General features: G+C 57.5%; 13 protein-coding genes. 7 read left to right on the top strand and 6 right to left on the bottom strand.

Annotated features, from left to right (window positions below):
- Positions 1 to 13 precede the first annotated feature (13 nt).
- Entirely contained in the window at positions 14 to 871 is an 858-nt protein-coding gene (locus HRR99_RS15090) for a prephenate dehydratase (protein ID WP_422387276.1), read from the bottom strand.
- Between the two features lie 15 nt (positions 872 to 886).
- Complete coding sequence (locus tag HRR99_RS15085; RefSeq protein WP_233122296.1) at positions 887 to 1,636, bottom strand: 3-deoxy-manno-octulosonate cytidylyltransferase; 750 nt, start codon at positions 1,634 to 1,636, stop codon at positions 887 to 889.
- Positions 1,637 to 1,785: 149 nt separating this feature from the next.
- On the opposite strand from HRR99_RS15085, the gene HRR99_RS15080 reads away from it, so the two are divergent.
- Positions 1,786 to 2,361 (top strand): c-type cytochrome, encoded by a 576-nt coding sequence (locus HRR99_RS15080; protein WP_111840153.1) that lies wholly within the window; start codon positions 1,786 to 1,788, stop codon positions 2,359 to 2,361.
- Positions 2,362 to 2,456: 95 nt separating this feature from the next.
- On the opposite strand, the gene HRR99_RS15075 is transcribed toward HRR99_RS15080, so the two are convergent.
- Both HRR99_RS15075 and HRR99_RS15070 read right to left on the bottom strand, forming a co-directional pair.
- Entirely contained in the window at positions 2,457 to 4,784 is a 2,328-nt protein-coding gene (locus HRR99_RS15075) for a transglycosylase domain-containing protein (RefSeq protein WP_233122295.1), read from the bottom strand.
- A 124-nt stretch (positions 4,785 to 4,908) separates the two neighbouring features.
- Positions 4,909 to 5,367, bottom strand: coding sequence for a YbaK/EbsC family protein (locus tag HRR99_RS15070; RefSeq protein ID WP_233122294.1), 459 nt, complete (start codon positions 5,365 to 5,367; stop codon positions 4,909 to 4,911).
- A gap of 514 nt (positions 5,368 to 5,881) precedes the next feature.
- Between HRR99_RS15070 and HRR99_RS15065 the strand changes: the two genes are divergently transcribed.
- A complete protein-coding gene (locus HRR99_RS15065) occupies positions 5,882 to 6,091 on the top strand; it encodes a cold-shock protein (protein WP_045230211.1) in 210 nt (69 codons plus the stop codon).
- Between the two features lie 449 nt (positions 6,092 to 6,540).
- On the opposite strand, the gene HRR99_RS15060 is transcribed toward HRR99_RS15065, so the two are convergent.
- Both HRR99_RS15060 and HRR99_RS15055 read right to left on the bottom strand, forming a co-directional pair.
- Complete coding sequence (locus HRR99_RS15060; protein ID WP_111840156.1) at positions 6,541 to 7,932, bottom strand: M20/M25/M40 family metallo-hydrolase; 1,392 nt, start codon at positions 7,930 to 7,932, stop codon at positions 6,541 to 6,543.
- Positions 7,933 to 8,005: 73 nt separating this feature from the next.
- A complete protein-coding gene (locus tag HRR99_RS15055; protein ID WP_111840243.1) occupies positions 8,006 to 8,449 on the bottom strand; it encodes a MarR family winged helix-turn-helix transcriptional regulator in 444 nt (147 codons plus the stop codon).
- 424 nt (positions 8,450 to 8,873) lie between these two features.
- On the opposite strand from HRR99_RS15055, the gene polA reads away from it, so the two are divergent.
- The 5 genes from polA (at position 8,874) to HRR99_RS15030 (ending at position 16,530) form a co-directional block, all read left to right on the top strand.
- Positions 8,874 to 11,867, top strand: coding sequence for a DNA polymerase I (gene polA / locus HRR99_RS15050; protein ID WP_233122293.1), 2,994 nt, complete (start codon positions 8,874 to 8,876; stop codon positions 11,865 to 11,867).
- A 70-nt stretch (positions 11,868 to 11,937) separates the two neighbouring features.
- Entirely contained in the window at positions 11,938 to 12,660 is a 723-nt protein-coding gene (locus HRR99_RS15045) for a DUF1868 domain-containing protein (RefSeq protein ID WP_233122292.1), read from the top strand.
- A gap of 193 nt (positions 12,661 to 12,853) precedes the next feature.
- Positions 12,854 to 13,039, top strand: a complete 186-nt coding sequence (gene rpmF / locus HRR99_RS15040) for a 50S ribosomal protein L32 (RefSeq protein ID WP_003507205.1) — start codon at positions 12,854 to 12,856, stop codon at positions 13,037 to 13,039.
- Between the two features lie 306 nt (positions 13,040 to 13,345).
- On the top strand, positions 13,346 to 15,169 hold the full coding sequence (locus HRR99_RS15035) for a sensor histidine kinase (protein ID WP_233122291.1): 1,824 nt from the start codon (positions 13,346 to 13,348) through the stop codon (positions 15,167 to 15,169).
- On the top strand, positions 15,166 to 16,530 hold the full coding sequence (locus tag HRR99_RS15030) for a sigma-54-dependent transcriptional regulator (protein ID WP_233122290.1): 1,365 nt from the start codon (positions 15,166 to 15,168) through the stop codon (positions 16,528 to 16,530). The genes HRR99_RS15035 and HRR99_RS15030 overlap by 4 nt, the downstream gene beginning before the upstream one ends.
- Positions 16,531 to 16,718: the final 188 nt, after the last annotated feature.

The raw sequence follows: 16,718 nt of genomic DNA, 5'->3' as shown, positions 1-16,718 counted from the left end.
CCGCCGGCACTTGCTAGATGAAGTTGAGCTTGCGGCGCATGGCGTGACCTTTGTAAACGCCGAGGATGCGGACTTTTTCCGAGAAGAACCGCAGCTCATCCAGTGCGTGTCGCACCGATTCGTCGTCCGGGTGACCCTCGATGTCTGCATAAAACTGCGTCGCCACAAACTTGCCGCCCAGTTGGTAGCTTTCCAGCTTGGTCATGTTGATGGAATTGGTGGCAAAGCCGCCCATGGCTTTGTAGAGCGCTGCTGGAATATTGCGGACGTTGAACACAAAGGTGGTGACGATCACTTCGTCTGACGCCTTACGCTTCGTCCAGTCTTCATCGCGGGACAACACCACGAAGCGGGTCACGTTGTTTTCGGAATCCTCGACATTTTCAGCCAGAATATCGAGGCCGTAGAGGTCGGACGCGAGCCTCGGTGCAAGTGCTGCCATACTGCGATCGCCCAATTCGGCCACCAGCTTCGCCGCACCCGCCGTGTCGCCCGCAACGACCGGCTTCCAGCCGTTGGACCGGATGATCTTGCGGCATTGTCCCAACGCATGGATGTGGCTGTGGACCGTCTTGATCTCATCTTTCTGTACACCCGGCAGCACCATCAACTGGAAGCGGATGGGCATGAAATATTCGCCGATGATGTGAAGGCGTGATTCGGGAAGGAGATGATGAATATCGGCAACACGACCCGCCAGCGTGTTCTCGATGGGAATCATCGCCAGCTCTGCGTCGCCGTTCTCCAGCGCGTTGAACGCGTCCTCGAATGTCGGGCACGGTAACGGCTCCATCTGTGGAAAAACGTCGCGGCACGCCATATCGGAATTTGCGCCAAAGTCGCCCTGAAAGGCAATGCGGTTGCTGCTCATGGTATCGCCATTCATTTATCTGTTCGCGAGGATTTCGCGTGCTTTATCGAGTTGAGCCTGCGTATCGACACCAAGCGGAACCGAATTGACGATTTCCGCATCGATGCGCATGCCCGCTTCCAGGGCGCGCAATTGCTCGAGACTTTCGCGCAACTCGAGCGTGGACGGCTTGAGTGTCACGAATTTTTCGAGGGCGGCGCGGCGATAGGTGTAGAGCCCGATGTGGTGATAGAGCGGACCCTGACCATAGGGTGCCGTGGCGCGGGTGAAGTACAAGGCGCGCAATCTTTGCTCGGAAATCGGGCTGCCGATGATCTTCACGATGCTCGGATCGGTCTTTTCGTCTTCATCCTGAATTTCGACGGTCAGCGTTGCGATGTCGGTGGCGGGGTTTTCCATGGGGCGCATGGAGGCGCGGATCGTGTCGGCCTCGATGGTTGGCAGATCGCCCTGAACATTGATGATGAATTCGGCATTGCCATAGGGATCGGCCTTTTGCAGCGCTTCATAGATACGGTCGGAGCCGGACTGGTGATCCTGACGGGTCATCGTGACATCGAATCCGGCATTTTTGACGGCCTCGAAAACGCGGTCATCATCCACGGCAACCACGATACGTTCGGCACCGGCTTCGCGCGCGCGCATCGCAACCTGCACAATCATGGGGTGGCCGCCAATATCTGCCAAAGGCTTGCCGGGAAGGCGGGTGGAGGCCATTCTTGCCGGAATTAGGACGACTGCTTTTTCGAAATACCGATTATTCATCCAACACCCTTCAAATCCCGGCGGAAAAGTGGCAATACGTCACGGTGCGGGGAGCATATTCAAGTTGCGCGTGCTGTGCAAAAGCCATAGCTTTCGAGCAATTTCAAGATGTCCGTTTGATGCGAACGGTTGTGAGGGAGCGCAGATCAATGAATTCACAGGTTAACATGGCGGTCGGTGCCCTCTTGGGCACGATCTTCGTCCTGATGTCGGTGTCCATCGCGTCGGAAGGTATTTTCCACGCGCCAGCGCCCGAAAAGGAAGGTTACGCCATTGTTGCAGAAACCACCGGGGCGGATAGTGCTGGCGGAGAACCTGCCGCTGTAGCGACGCCGATTGCAAAGCTTTTGGCCAGCGCCGATGCGGCAAAGGGTGAGACGGTCTTCAAGAAATGTACGAGCTGTCACTCCGGGGAAAAGGGCGGCCCCAATAAAGTCGGCCCTGACCTGTACGGCGTCGTCGGTCGCCCAATTGCAAGCCACGAAGGCTTCAGCTACTCCGCTGGGATGAAAGATTTTTCCAAGGGAGGCGCAGAGAAGTGGGACTATGACCACCTCAGCTACTTCATCGAAGCGCCGAAGAAGCACGTTCCTGGCACCGCTATGGGCTTTGCGGGCATCAAGAAGGAAACCGAGCGCGCCGACCTGATTGCCTATCTACGCACGCTTTCAGACAGCCCGGTACCGCTGCCGGATCCAAATGCGGCGCCTGAAGTCATCAACTGACATCGCTACTGAATCGTGTAAAAAAAGCCCGGCTCGACCGGGCTTTTTGCTGTTCAGCGACAACACACTGTCGTTTGGATGATGCGCCCTTTTCCTCAATTTCCCATCAGAATGTCGAACAGGGTCGTCTGTTTCGGCGCAGCCTGCCGCTGTTGCGGTGCACCGCCAATGTCGGCTGGTGGAACAGGTCCACCGCCATACCCTTGCTGCGGGAATTGCTGGTGCGGGTAATCCGCAGGTGGGTAGTCGGGGGTCGATGCGGTCTGCTGATCGCGTCCCACGGGTGCTGCTGGATAATCCTCCGGCACGGGTGCCGACCCGCCGCCCAGCGCATTTGAAATGAGATCGCCAATCGTCTGTGGTGGAGCGCCGGGCGCTTCGGTGGCAGGCTGACCCATTTCCGGCGCACCATAGGCCCCGAGACCGAACAGCGGTGACGGTGTAAGACCGGAATGGGCGGCTGTCATAAATTCTTTCCACGCCTTTGCCGGCAAACCACCACCCGTCACTTTTTTCATGGATGTACCATCGTCATTGCCGAACCAGACGCCTGTCGTCAGCGTGCTGGTATAACCAACGAACAAGGCGTCCCTGAAGGACTGCGTGGTGCCTGACTTGCCCGCGGCCTGCCAACCCTTGAGACGCGCAGCCTTGCCGGTCCCTTCATTGATGACGCCGGTCAGCATGCCGTTCATGGTGGCCGCGACACCTTCGCTCAGAACACGGGGCGGATTGTCGTATTTGTTCTCGTAGAGAACCTTGCCATCGGCATCGGTGATTCGCTTGACGATATGCGGCGTCGCCTTGAAGCCGCCATTCATCATCGGCGCATAGGCAGAGGTGAGTTCGAGAAGCGACACTTCGGATGTGCCGAGCGCAATCGAGGCATTGGCTTGCAGATCGGATTCGATACCCATGCGATGCGCCACCTGCGCCACCCGATCCGGGCCCACTTCCATGACGAGCTGCGCCGCGATCGTGTTCAACGAGTTCGCCAGCGCCGTGGCAAGCGTCACCTCACCGCGATATTTCTGGTCGTAATTCTCCGGCGTCCATTTGCCGATCTTGACGGGCGCGTCGTTGCGGATGGAATTTGGAGTCAGGCCGTTTTCTAGGGCCGCGATATAAACGAAAGGCTTGAAGGCCGAGCCCGGCTGCCGTTTGGCTCTGGATGCGCGGTTGAACTGGCTCTGCGCGTAATCCGCTCCACCCACCACAGCGCGGATTGCGCCGGTGCCATCGATGGAGGCGAGCGCTGCCTGTGAAGCGCCCAGTTTCTTGCCTTCACTCTTCAAGACATCGGAAAGCGCCTTCTCGGCTTCTTTTTCCAGATCGAGATCGATCGTGGTGTCGACAACCAGATCCTGCTTCACATCGCCCACCAGCATCCGGACTTCGTCCAGCACCATGTCGGCGGCGTAATGTTCCGCACCAGACCAGAAGCGCTTGGCCTTGGTTGGGGGCTGGGACATGGCGGTCTTGATTTCGTCTTCGGTGATGAAGCCGACGTCGCGCATCGACTGCAAGACGACCTGCGCCCGCTCTTCGGCTGCCTGCGGATCACGGGCAGGAGACAGTCTCGACGGAGCCTTCAGCAATCCCGCCAGAAGTGCGGCCTCGCCCAGATTGACGTCACGCGCCGACTTGTTGAAATATCGCCGCGACGCCGCCTCTACGCCATAGGCATTCGAGCCGAAATAGACGCGGTTGAGGTACATGGCGAGGATCTGGTCTTTTGTGTATTTCTGCTCCAGCCAGAAAGAGAGCAGGACTTCCTGAATTTTCCGCTCCATCGTCCGATCGGGAGACAGGAACAGGTTCTTCGCCAACTGCTGGGTCAGTGTCGAGCCGCCCTGGACCGTGCGACCGCTGACGACATTGGTGACGATGGCGCGGGCAAGACCGAGCGGATCGATACCAAAATGGGAATAGAAACGCCTGTCTTCGATCGCCATGACGGCCTGCGGCAGATAGGGCGACATGTCCTCCAGCGAAAGCGCCTCACCGCCCGTCGTGCCACGATTGGCAAGAACAGAGCCGTCGACGGCAACGATTTTCAGGTTTGGCGGACGCTCGGGTATCGACCACGTGCTCGCGCTCGGCATGCGCGCACCGTAATAGAAGACGATGCCTGCAACAGCTATCCCGCCCCATATTCCAAGAACGATACACCAATAGAGGCAGGAGCGGATAAAGCCCGTAATGCCGCCGCCGCTTGCCGCACGCGTTTGACGGGTTGGTCGCTGTGGTTTGGATTTCTCACGTTTGGGCTGCTTGGGAGAATCGAAGCCGGATGCTTTTTTGCCACCCGTCTTGGTGCCGTTGATACGGTCTGTCTCGTCAAGACGCAGGTCATCACCGGACTCGTGAAAATCCCCAAAAGAAGGTTCTACGCGCTGGCGTGACTTGCCATTACCTGCCATCTGCGGGAAATCGCTCCATGATATTCGAGGGCGCTCAGCGGCTCCTGATCGCCGTTTCATCCCGATGGAGCTTAAATGCGGCGATTTAAGGTGGGGTTAAGGGACGTGCGGCTTCACGTTGCCGTCACTGGCAGACGTCTACCCACTCTGCGCCCGTCAATTCAACCAGACGATCAGGCGCGATGCGAACCGCTGCATTGGTAGCCCCGGCAGCAGGCACGACCTCAGCGTAGGCTTTCAGTGAAATATCGCAGTAAACGGGCAGCGGTGACGGCAAGCCGAAGGGACACACGCCACCGACCGGGTGGCTTGTTGCGGCAACCACTTCGTCAGCGCCCAGCATTCGTGGCTTTGCACTGAAGCGATCTCTGAATTTTCGGTTGTCCAGTCGCTTTGTCCCGGCAGTGACAACGAGGAGAACGGTGTCGCCCGCTCGCAGGCAGATCGTCTTGGCAATCTGGTCGGCATCAACGTCGTGGGCTTGAGCAGCAAGCTCGACCGTGGCCGAACTCGCTTCGGTGATCAAAATAGCGGTATCAGGCGCGTGGATGGCGAAATATTCTCGGACTGAATCAAGGCTCATGCGTAATCTTTAGGCGCAGACCACAAAGAGAGCAAGCATATCGGCCCTAGCTATGCAAAATTTGCAATGCTGCGCTGCAATGTAGGGTCTGTTTTTCATGGAGAATTGTTGTATCTTCAAATCATCGAAGCGACGCACTCCTCCTCCCAGCGTCGCCCGATTTGGACTGGCAACACTCCTCCTCCCAGTTGTCAGTCAGTTTCAAGAACCCGGCGCACCTCCTCCCGCGCCGGGTTTTTGCTTTCTGCGTTCCCCTGATCTCCCGCATTAGAACAAAGTCACGCTTGTTTTTGCACGCGGAACGGACAGAAAAATCAAGCCTTCCGCATTCGTTCTTCATCAAACAAACTTGACTTCTCCGCGGCTCCATCCTAGGTGTTTTGCCATCGATATTTGTTTGACGACCAGAGCTTCGGCGTTTCATAGACGCATACGACGATCTTTCCTTCAAATTCGAGAACACCCGCACTGAATTTCGGTGCAAACGTAATTTGCCAACGGAAGGAACATCGTTATGGCGACTGGTACAGTAAAGTGGTTCAACGCAACCAAGGGCTACGGCTTCATTCAGCCTGACGACGGCGCACAGGACGTGTTCGTACACATCTCTGCTGTTGAACGCGCTGGCCTGAACGGCCTCAAGGATGGTCAGAAGATCACCTACGAACTGGTTCAGGACCGTCGTTCCGGCAAGATGTCTGCCGACAGCATCGTTGCTGCCTAATTAAGCTTCCGTCGGTTCGCCGATGAGACGCATAGGTTTAAGGCCGGGTCTTCCCGGCCTTTTTCTTTTTCTGGATTCTCTTGAGCACCTAAGATGATCCATCGCTAAAATTTGAGAACATGGCCTTGTAATCGCCATGTCGTCTCCCAATATAGGGTGCAGCGGTGTTTCAGTAACTTCCGATTTGGTAACACTACCACGCGTTTGCAGTTTATGCGTTAACCAAAGATTAACCAAAGCAGCGCAAACATGTTTCGGAAGACGCGAGCGACAGCAACTTTGCTGGCGCCGTGCTGAGACACCAGACCGTTTTATGCACTTTGACCACGGATGTACTGGCACTGAAGCTGAAACGGTAGGAAAGGTCGGGCTTGCCCGGCCTTTTTGCTTTTCAGAGACTTCGTCTCATGAGCAATGGCGCCACCCGTCAATCAGGTGGCGCCATTTTGTTATTTGACGCTCAGCGCCTGCAAAATCCTGACCCAGGAGCGAATGCCCTTGTGGAAGGATTGCAGATCGTATTTTTCATTCGGCGAATGGATGCGATCATCCGTCAGCCCGAAGCCGATCATCAGCGAATCCATTCCGAGCAGATTTTGGAAATCTCCGACGATCGGGATCGAGCCACCCATGCCGATCACCACAGCCTGCTTTGCCCATTCATCCGACAACGCGCTCTTTGCCTTCGTCAGCGCGGGCGAATCATAGGAGAGCTGGATGGCGGGCGAGCCACCGTGTTCGTGAAACTCGACCGAGCAATCCGCTGGAATTTTCGAGCGAACATAGGACCGGAAGCTTTCACGAATAGCTGCGGGGTCCTGCTTGCCGACGAGACGGAAGGAGACCTTGGCGGAAGCCTTGGCGGCGATGACCGTCTTGAAACCTTCGCCGGTATAGCCGCCGGTGATGCCATTGACTTCGGCGGTTGGCCGCGCCCAGGTCAACTCCAGAACAGAGCGTCCCTTTTCGCCGGATGGTACGGAAAGACCGACCTCACCCAGAAAGCTCTCGGCGGTGCGACCCAGACTGTCCCAGGAAGCCTTGATGTTGGACGGCGTTTCTTCGACACCATCGTAGAAGCCCGGCAATGTCACCTTTCCGGTTTCGTCGTGAAGGCCAGCCAGAATTCCGCTCAAGATATGAATGGGATTGGCGGCAGCACCGCCGAAGAGACCGGAATGGAGATCGCGGTCTGCGGCTGTGATGACGATTTCCTCACCGACGAGGCCGCGGAGCGCAGCAGCGATGGCAGGCGTCTCGCGGTCCCACATGCTGGTGTCGCACACCAAAGCGTAGTCTGCCTTCAACTCATCGGAATTGGCATCGAGGAAAGGCTTCAGCGACGGCGAGCCGGATTCCTCTTCGCCTTCGAACAAAATGGTGATGCGAAGCGGCAGGGAGCCATGCACCTGTTTGTAGGCGCGGCAGGCCTCGACGAAGGTCATCAACTGTCCCTTGTCGTCGGATGTGCCACGTCCGGTGATGACCTGACGACCGCCACCGATGTCCTTCAGTGCCGGGTCGAAGGGTTCGTTGTCCCACAGAGCGATGGGATCAACAGGCTGGACATCATAGTGTCCGTAAAACAGCACGTGGGGGGCGTCAGCGCTGGCGCCGTCATGATGGGCAACGACCATGGGATGCCCTGCGGTATCGCGTATCGAGGCCGTGAAGCCGATTGTCGAGAGATCACGGACCAGCCATTCGGCAGCCTTGCGGCATTCGGCCTTGTAGGCCGGGTCAGTCGAGATCGACTTGACGCGGACGAGTTCGAAAAGTCTGTCGAGGCTGGCCTTGAGATTGTCGTCAACCGCCGAGAGAACGGGGGAAATATCTGTCATTACGCGATCCTGTCATGCGAAGATCGTGTCAAGATAGAGCAAAGCGGCACCGGTTTCGAGCCGGAAAATCATTTCACGCTTCGAGGTTTGGTGCTTTTGCAGCGTCGATGGCGCGACCCATATATTCCAGAAGGAGCTGCCTCTCGAACCGCAGGAGCCCGGCAAGAATGGCGTCATCTGTCGATTTCGAGGCAGAAATCGCTTGCTGCTCTAGTTCCCTGCCCCGCTCCGTCAATTCGATGATCTGCGCGCGTCGGTCTCGCGGGTGCTGCTTGCGCTCGATGAGGCCATCGCGCTCCATGCGTGCGAGTGTATTGGCAAGCGTGGCCTGCTCCACTTCCACGCGGTCGAGCAACTGGCGCTGCGTCAAGCCGTCTTCATTCCACAATTCCAGCAAGACGGGGAACTGACCCGGGGAAAAGCCAAGGGCAGCGGCGCGCTTGTTCAGTGCCTTCGAAAAGGTCTTTGCCAGTTGCGCAGCAAGATATGTCGCTGAGTCGTTTCGTGAAAAACGCATGTCTCGATCCTGAAGGCGCAGCACGGTGCCGCATTGCATATCATGCTATCTAGATATGCAGGCTTTCGTGGAGCATGTGCTTCAAGCCGATTGCGATGATCGACCATAAAAAAACGCCATGGCCGGGAGGGGACGGCCATGGCGTTTACATTGAAGGACAAAGGCCCGGAGAGGGGGGATAGGCCTTTGTCCGGTCTGACGCGGCGGGGGACATGCCTGCAATCAGACTACGGCGTGATCAGTCGCCGTCCTCCAAGAAATGAGGCTCCAAATGCGGCTTTTCAAGGGAAGCCCGGATTACAAATTTGTAACGTTCTGGTGAGAATGAGAGCCGCCGTTCCGCCGTCTCGAAACAGTGGGTTGCCTGTGGCTCGGGCGAACTTTATCTGGACGTCAATCATGGCCCGCGCTATCCATGCTTCCCATGAAAACAGGCGATCATCTCTTCCTCGTAGACGGCTCCGGCTTCATCTTCCGAGCGTTCCATGCCATCCCCGCGCTCAACCGCAAATCGGATGGATTGCCCGTCAACGCCGTCTCCGGTTTCTGCAACATGTTGTGGAAGCTTCTGAAGGATGCGCGCAATACCGATGTCGGCGTGACGCCCACGCATTTTGCGGTGATTTTCGATTATTCCTCGAAAACATTCCGCAACGAGCTTTACGATCTCTACAAGGCCAACCGCTCTGCCCCGCCGGAAGATCTCATTCCGCAATTCGGCCTGATCCGCCATGCGACCCGCGCCTTCAACCTGCCCTGCATCGAGACCGAGGGTTTCGAGGCCGACGACATCATCGCGACCTATGCCCGGCAGGCCGAAGCAATCGGCGCCGACGTAACGATCATCTCGTCCGACAAGGACTTGATGCAGCTCGTCACGCCCAATGTGCATATGTACGACGCGATGAAGGACAAGCAGATCGGCGTGCCGGACGTCATCGAAAAATGGGGCGTTGCGCCAGAAAAGATGATCGACCTGCAAGCCATGACGGGCGATTCCACCGATAACGTTCCCGGCATTCCCGGCATCGGGCCAAAGACTGCCGCGCAGCTCCTCGAAGAATACGGCGATCTCGACACCTTGCTTCTGCGCGCTGACGAGATCAAGCAGCAGAAGCGTCGTGAAAACATCATCGCAAATGCCGAACTTGCGCGCCTGTCGCGCCAGCTCGTGGCGTTGCGCACGGACGTTCCTCTGGAACTTCCGCTGGATGCGCTGACGCTGGAGCCGCAGGATGGTCCCAAGCTGATCGCCTTCCTGAAAGCCATGGAGTTTACGACGCTAACCCGCCGCGTCGCGGAAACCACGGGCGCGGACGCCGCCGTCATCGAGGCAGCCAATGTCCCCGTAGAGCGCGGTGCGCAGGCCCACGGGCCGGATTTGGAAGGTGTTGCTGCCACTGGGACGGGCGATGCTGCGATCCCGCTCGATGAGACTTCCATCGCCGAAGCATCGGCAATTGCGTCCAAGGTTGAAGGCGAGACACCTGCCGACCTGTCGTCTTCGCGAGAAGCTGTCTTCTCCGCAGCGAAAATCGATATCACCTCGTATCAGACAATCCGCACCATCGAAGAACTGGACCGCTGGCTGGCCATGGCCCGTGAAACCGGTGTCGTCGCTTTCGATACGGAAACGACATCGCTCGATCCGATGCAGGCGGAACTGGTTGGCTTTTCCCTGGCGCTTGCCGATAATGGCAAGGACGCCAGCGGCACCGATATCATTGCCGCCTATGTCCCGATTGCCCACAAGACAGGCTCGGGCGGCGATCTGTTCAGTGACGGAATAAAACTCGCACCCGACCAGATACCGTCGGCAGACGCGTTGGGCCGGCTGAAGACGCTTCTCGAAGACCCTGCCATTCTCAAGGTCGCGCAAAACCTGAAGTATGATTACCTGCTGATGAAGCGCCACGGGATCGTTATCGAAAGCTTCGATGACACCATGCTGCTGTCTTACGTGCTTGAGGCCGGCAAGGGCCTGCATGGCATGGACGCGCTGTCCGAGCGCTGGCTCGGCCATACGCCGATTGCCTACAAGGACGTTGCGGGTTCCGGCAAATCCGGCGTGACATTCGATTTTGTCGATATCGACAAAGCCACAGCCTACGCAGCCGAAGATGCCGACGTGACACTGCGCCTGTGGATGGTCTTGAAGCCTCGCCTCGTAGCTGACCGGTTGACATCCGTCTATGAGCGGCTGGAGCGCCCGCTATTGCCGGTGCTGGCCCGTATGGAAGAGCGCGGCATCACCGTCGACCGTCAAATCCTGTCGCGTCTGTCGGGTGAACTGGCGCAAAAAGCCGCCGCCTTTGAAGAGGACATCTACGAACTCGCTGGCGAGAAATTCAATATCGGTTCACCCAAGCAACTGGGCGATATCCTGTTCGGCAGGATGGGGCTACCGGGAGGGTCGAAAACCAAGACTGGCCAGTGGTCCACCTCTGCACAGGTTCTGGAAGATCTGGCCGCAGAAGGCGCAGAACTCCCTCGCAAGATCGTGGACTGGCGTCAGCTGACCAAGCTGAAATCCACCTATACCGACGCGCTGCCCGGTTACATTCACCCGGAGACCAGGCGGGTTCACACCTCCTATTCGCTGGCGTCCACGACGACGGGACGTCTGTCTTCGTCTGAACCGAATTTGCAGAATATTCCGGTCCGCACAGCGGAAGGCCGCAAGATCCGTACGGCGTTCATTTCAACGCCGGGCAACAAGCTTCTGTCGGCAGACTACAGCCAGATCGAACTGCGTGTGCTGGCCCATGTCGCTGACATTCCGCAGTTGAGAAATGCATTCGAGAACGGCATCGACATTCACGCCATGACGGCGTCTGAAATGTTCGGCGTGCCGGTTGAAGGCATGCCGTCGGAAGTCCGTCGCCGGGCCAAGGCGATCAACTTCGGTATCATCTACGGCATTTCCTCCTTCGGCCTTGCCAACCAGCTGAGCATCGGGCGATCCGAGGCAGGGGAATACATCAAGAAGTATTTCGAACGCTTCCCCGGCATTCGCGACTACATGGAAAACACCAAGACATTTGCGCGCGAAAAGGGTTACGTCGAAACCATCTTCGGGCGCCGGATCAATTACCCTGAAATCAAATCGTCCAACCCCTCAGTCCGGGCTTTCAACGAACGCGCCGCGATCAACGCCCCGATCCAGGGTTCAGCAGCCGATATCATCCGCCGCGCCATGATCCGCATCGAACCGGCACTCGACCAGGCCAAACTATCGGCCCGTATGCTGTTGCAGGTTCACGACGAACTGATCTTCGAGGTGGAAGAAGCCGAGATCGACAAAACCCTGCCGGTCGTCGTTTCGATCATGGAAAATGCAGCCATGCCCGCCATCGACATGAAGGTGCCGCTCAAGGTCGATGCCCGTGCAGCCGCTAACTGGGATGAAGCACATTGACGCTGTCGTGTCATTGAAGTGTCGTGTGCCAGGAGTAGGAGGCTACCTTGCTTAAGGGAGCCTTCGCACCATGCATGTGCCGTTCGTTTCACCCAGACTCGCCCGCTTCTCCGCCACCAGCAATGAGGCACTGCCGCGTCACCTCGGAACTCGCTTTGATCTGAGCGGCGTGTTTCTGCCTGAACCGGGAAACACCGTCGTCTGCCATCTGGCAGACGGATCGCGCACGCAACAGGCGATCATCAGAGCCCGCCAGCGGCTTTTCGACACGCCGGAGGCCGACAGCCATCTGGCCTTCACACCCATCTCCAGCCTGCATATGACGGTCTTCCAAGGCATTATTGAGTATCGCCGCACCTGGCCCTTTTGGCCGAAGGAAATGCCCAGCGATTCATCCATTGAACAGATGACGGATTTCTATCTGGAAAAACTCCAGAGGTTTCCACAGCTTCCAGCCTTCAAGATGCAGGCTATCCGGCTATCACCGCTTGGCCTTACATTGAAAGGTGCAACGGCTGAGGATGACCGGATCGTTGCCGAATGGCGCGACGCATTTGCCGAAGCGTTCGGCTATCGCCATCCGGACCATGATACCTACGAATTTCACATCACCTTTGCCTATATCATGCGCTGGTTCGAGCCAGAGGCCTTGCCCCGCTGGCAAAAGATGCTGGATGAATGCCTTGAAGACTTGCGATCCACCGTTCCGGTTCTGGAAATGCGCCCGCCAGCATTCTGTGAATTCAGCGATATGAATCACTTTGAGGAATTGATCGTTTTCGACCCTGTTTGATAGTCAATGTCAAAAGCTTTCGCGCGAAACCCTTTTCCGTGATTCGGACATTCTTGAAAAAATCGACGCCGGGGCTGGTCAAAGCCCTGGGAGGCATGTATAAGCGCGCCAAATTTCCAATAAAGAAACATGTGACATTCGGCCTTGGTCCTGGCTGGTTCCCGTGTTTCGCCGCTCAAGTGGAGTTACACAAATGGCAGTACCAAAGAGAAAAACAAGCCCGTCCAAGCGCGGCATGCGTCGTTCGGCCGATGGCCTGAAGTCCGCAACCTACGTTGAAGACAAGAACTCCGGCGAACTTCGCCGCCCACACCACATCGACCTGAAGACAGGCATGTACCGTGGCCGTCAGGTTCTGACACCGAAAGAAAGCGCATAATTTTTAGCGCATTCTTTGATTGACGAATAAGCCGGCCTTTGGGTCGGCTTTTTTGTTTTTGGCTGAAGCCTGCCGATCCCCCTTGGAAATTGTGGCCCCTCCCCTTACACTTTAAGCTGGAGAGCGAAAATTTCGCTTTCCGTCATTCCGGCCCTGAGCCGGAATCCAGCAGCGCCGCGTCTGCGGTGCGAAAGAGTCTTCTTCGATCAAAGACTTGATCGAACTGGATCCCGGATCAAGTCCGGGATGACGGAGGGTCGGAGGGCAGACTTTTAAAGAGATCTGTCATGGGGAGGGGTTAGAGCCGTGAGATATCGCTGGGTCGGCATTGTGCTTGTCTGCCTCGGTCTGGGTGGCGTCGCCCTGACCAAGGGAAGCGATCTGATCGCCGAAAGCTATTTCAACGAGGTGGCGGCCCAAGGCGGAACGACATTGCGGCTGGCGGTGTCTGCACTCGGTGGGCATCTCAGCCGCTATGAGCCGCTGCCTGCGCTGATGGCGGATCACGACGATATCGAAGAGCTCGTCGCCCATCCTGACGATCAGGCTCTGCGCCTTCGCGCCAACATCTACCTGAAATCGATCAACGACCTCCTTAAATCATCCGACATCTACATCATGACGCTGGATGGCGAGACGATTGCCGCCAGCAATTATGATGGACCGGCGAGCTTCGTTGGCCAGAATTTCAGCTACCGCCCCTATTTTCAGGATGCTGCCAAAGGCCAGCAATCAAAGTTCTTCGCGCTTGGCACCACCTCGCATAAACGTGGCTATTACTTTGCCTCGCCCATCCTGTTCAATGCGCAGATCAAGGGTGTGATTGTCTTCAAGGTCGATATCGAAGGCATCGAAGCATCCTTCGGCAATGGTGAAAACCGCATCTTCGTGAACGATCCTGAGGGAATCATTTTCATGACGGGCACACCGGAATGGCTTTATTCCGCCATACAGCCGTTGACGCCGGATAGGATTGCAAGGACTGAGGGTTCGAGGCGTTATGCCGATGCCAACCTGACCCAGCTTGCGCAGACGCTCAGCACCTTCGGCGCGCATGATCTGATGACGATCCGCGAAGGTGAACAGGACCGGGAATATATCTTACTATCCCAGCCAATGCCCGATGCCGGTTGGACGGTTAATGTGCTCATGGACACGGGATCGGTGCGGACGCAGGCCAAGACCACCATGATTGCGATTGCGCTCTGCCTGTGCCTTGCCGGTGCGCTGGTTGCTGCCATGTTGCAACGACGCAAGCGCTTGCGTGACCGACTGATCCATCAGGCAGAAGCCCAGGCCGAACTGGAACGACGCGTCGAAGAGCGCACCGCGGACCTCGCCCGGGTCAATCAGGATATCAAGCACGAGATAGCCGAACGGCGGCAGACGGAAAAACGCCTGCGCAAGACCCAAAAGGATTTGATCCAGGCTGGAAAGCTGGCCGCGCTTGGGCAAATGTCGGCGGCTCTTTCTCACGAATTCAACCAGCCGCTGGCTGCGGCCAAGACCTATGCCGAAAGTGCTGCCCTGCTGATCGAGCGAGGGCGGGTCGAGGAAGCGACCAACAACCTCAATCGCATCTCGGTCCTGATTGATCGGATGGCGGCGATCGGCAAGCATCTTCGCAATTTTGCACGAAAGCCCAACGAGAAGCTCGGCCCGGTGCCGCTGGACGCAGTGGTCAATGATACGCTGGAGATCGTCAATGCGCGGCTGAAGGCGGCAGACGCCGTGTTGGATGTCAATTTCGGGCCCTCACCTCTTCTGGTGAAGGCCGGGCCTATTAGGCTTCAGCAGGTTCTGGTCAACATCATTTCCAATGCAGCCGACGCCGTGGAAGGCCTGAGCGACCGCCGCATCCACCTGACGGCTCGGCACGAGGGTGACAAAGTCATCCTCTCCATCCGTGACCGCGGCCCCGGCGTGCCACCCGCCATCATGGAGCGGATCTTCGATCCGTTCTTTTCCACCAAGGGCGTCGGCAAGGGGTTGGGCCTTGGGCTGTCCATCTCCTACAACATCGTCAAGGATTTCGGCGGGCGCTTGAGTGTGACCAACCTGCCGGAGGGCGGAGCCCGGTTCGATATCGAACTGGATGCGGAAGCGCCGATGGAGATTGCGGCTGAATGACCTCTTCCCGTGTGCTGCTGATCGACGATGAAGAAGACCTTCGACTTTCCACCGCGCAGGCGCTGGAGCTGGCCGGTCTTGACGTCGTCACCGTCGACAATGCCGATCATGTCTTCGAACTGATCGGCTACAGCTTCGATGGTGTCATCGTCAGCGACATCAGAATGCCCGGCATGGACGGCATGACGCTTTTGCAAAAGGTGCGCGAGCTGGATGCGGAAATCCCTGTCATTCTGGTCACCGGCCATGGCGATGTCCAGCTTGCCGTCAGCGCCATGCGAAACGGCGCCTATGACTTCATCGAAAAGCCGTTCAGCGTTCAGTATCTCGCAGGCATCATCAAGCGCGCCATAGACCGGCGCTCGCTGGTGCTGGAAAACCGCCGCCTGCGTGCTGTGGCGGGTAAGCGTGACGATCTGGAAACACGCCTGCCGGGCCGCACGCAGGTCATGGTCGATCTGCGCTATCGCATCCGCGCGATTGGTGCGGCAGATGCCGATACGCTGATCATCGGCGACACCGGTGCCGGAAAGGAAGTGGTCGCGCGTGCGCTTCACGATGTCAGCGCCCGGGCCGACAAGCCCTTCGTCGCCATCAATTGTGCGGCTCTGCCGCAGCATCTCATCGAAAGCGAATTGTTCGGCCACGAGGCGGGCGCTTTTCCCGGTGCGCTGCGCCCGCGTTACGGCAAATTCGAACACGCCCGCGGTGGCACGGTGCTACTGGATGAAATCGGCTCGATGCCCTTTGATATGCAAGGCAAGCTGTTGCGGGTGCTACAAGAGCGTACGATCACCCGCCTTGGCTCAAACGAGACCGTGGAGCTCGATGTGCGCTTTATCGCGACCAGCAAGGCTGATCTGGCGCAAGAGGCGCTGGCGGGCCGCTTTCGGCAGGATTTGCTTTACCGGCTGAATGTCGCAACGGTGCATGTGCCATCGCTTGCGCAGCGTCGCTCCGATATCCCGCTTCTTTTCCTCCAATTGGTGCGCGAGGCGGCGGCGCGCTATGGCCGGGATGATCTCGACGTACCCTCAGACATCGTCTCCACGCTTGCCATGCAGGAATGGCCCGGCAATGTGCGGGAACTGCGAAATGCCGCAGACAGGCTGGTTCTGGGGCTGGATGGCAGTGCCGCCGATGGGGCGCAAACGGCATCCGAAAATGCTGCAAGTCTCTCGGACAAAGTCGCGGAGTTCGAAAAATCCGTTCTGGCACGAGCGATTGCGCTCCACAAAGGCAATCTCAAAGCTGTCTACGAGACGCTCGGAATATCGCGCAAGACGCTTTATGAAAAAATGCAAAAGCACGCGCTGACGAAACATGGCCTGGTTGATGAAGACCTGAAAAACCTGCCCTGAATCTTTGCCTCTATTGCGATGGGTGGATTTCCACCCATCGATGATATCGAATGTTTCGCTTTCCACCCATTATGCCCAGGCAGCGAGGGCTTTTCTTCTCCGTTGCTCTGCCCGGCATTGCGCCGACGCCGACACCGATTGCAAATAACCTCACCCCGACCGGCGCAATAGGAGTGCGACGGTCGATG

The sequence above is a fragment of the Agrobacterium vaccinii genome (assembly GCF_021310995.1).
In the GTDB taxonomy this organism is placed as follows: Bacteria; Pseudomonadota; Alphaproteobacteria; order Rhizobiales; family Rhizobiaceae; genus Agrobacterium; species Agrobacterium vaccinii.
Note: the sequence above shows the minus strand (reverse complement) of the source record. Positions and strands in the feature narration are given on the sequence as shown.

Coding starts and splice junctions, on each gene's coding strand:
- HRR99_RS15075 (WP_233122295.1), bottom strand. CDS start 4,784: ATGGCAGGTAATGGCAAGTCACGCCAGCGCGTAGAACCTTCTTTTGGG.
- HRR99_RS15080 (WP_111840153.1), top strand. CDS start 1,786: ATGAATTCACAGGTTAACATGGCGGTCGGTGCCCTCTTGGGCACGATC.
- HRR99_RS15060 (WP_111840156.1), bottom strand. CDS start 7,932: ATGACAGATATTTCCCCCGTTCTCTCGGCGGTTGACGACAATCTCAAG.
- HRR99_RS15030 (WP_233122290.1), top strand. CDS start 15,166: ATGACCTCTTCCCGTGTGCTGCTGATCGACGATGAAGAAGACCTTCGA.
- HRR99_RS15090 (WP_422387276.1), bottom strand. CDS start 871: ATGAGCAGCAACCGCATTGCCTTTCAGGGCGACTTTGGCGCAAATTCC.
- rpmF (WP_003507205.1), top strand. CDS start 12,854: ATGGCAGTACCAAAGAGAAAAACAAGCCCGTCCAAGCGCGGCATGCGT.
- HRR99_RS15055 (WP_111840243.1), bottom strand. CDS start 8,449: ATGCGTTTTTCACGAAACGACTCAGCGACATATCTTGCTGCGCAACTG.
- HRR99_RS15045 (WP_233122292.1), top strand. CDS start 11,938: ATGCATGTGCCGTTCGTTTCACCCAGACTCGCCCGCTTCTCCGCCACC.
- HRR99_RS15085 (WP_233122296.1), bottom strand. CDS start 1,636: ATGAATAATCGGTATTTCGAAAAAGCAGTCGTCCTAATTCCGGCAAGA.
- HRR99_RS15070 (WP_233122294.1), bottom strand. CDS start 5,367: ATGAGCCTTGATTCAGTCCGAGAATATTTCGCCATCCACGCGCCTGAT.
- polA (WP_233122293.1), top strand. CDS start 8,874: ATGAAAACAGGCGATCATCTCTTCCTCGTAGACGGCTCCGGCTTCATC.
- HRR99_RS15065 (WP_045230211.1), top strand. CDS start 5,882: ATGGCGACTGGTACAGTAAAGTGGTTCAACGCAACCAAGGGCTACGGC.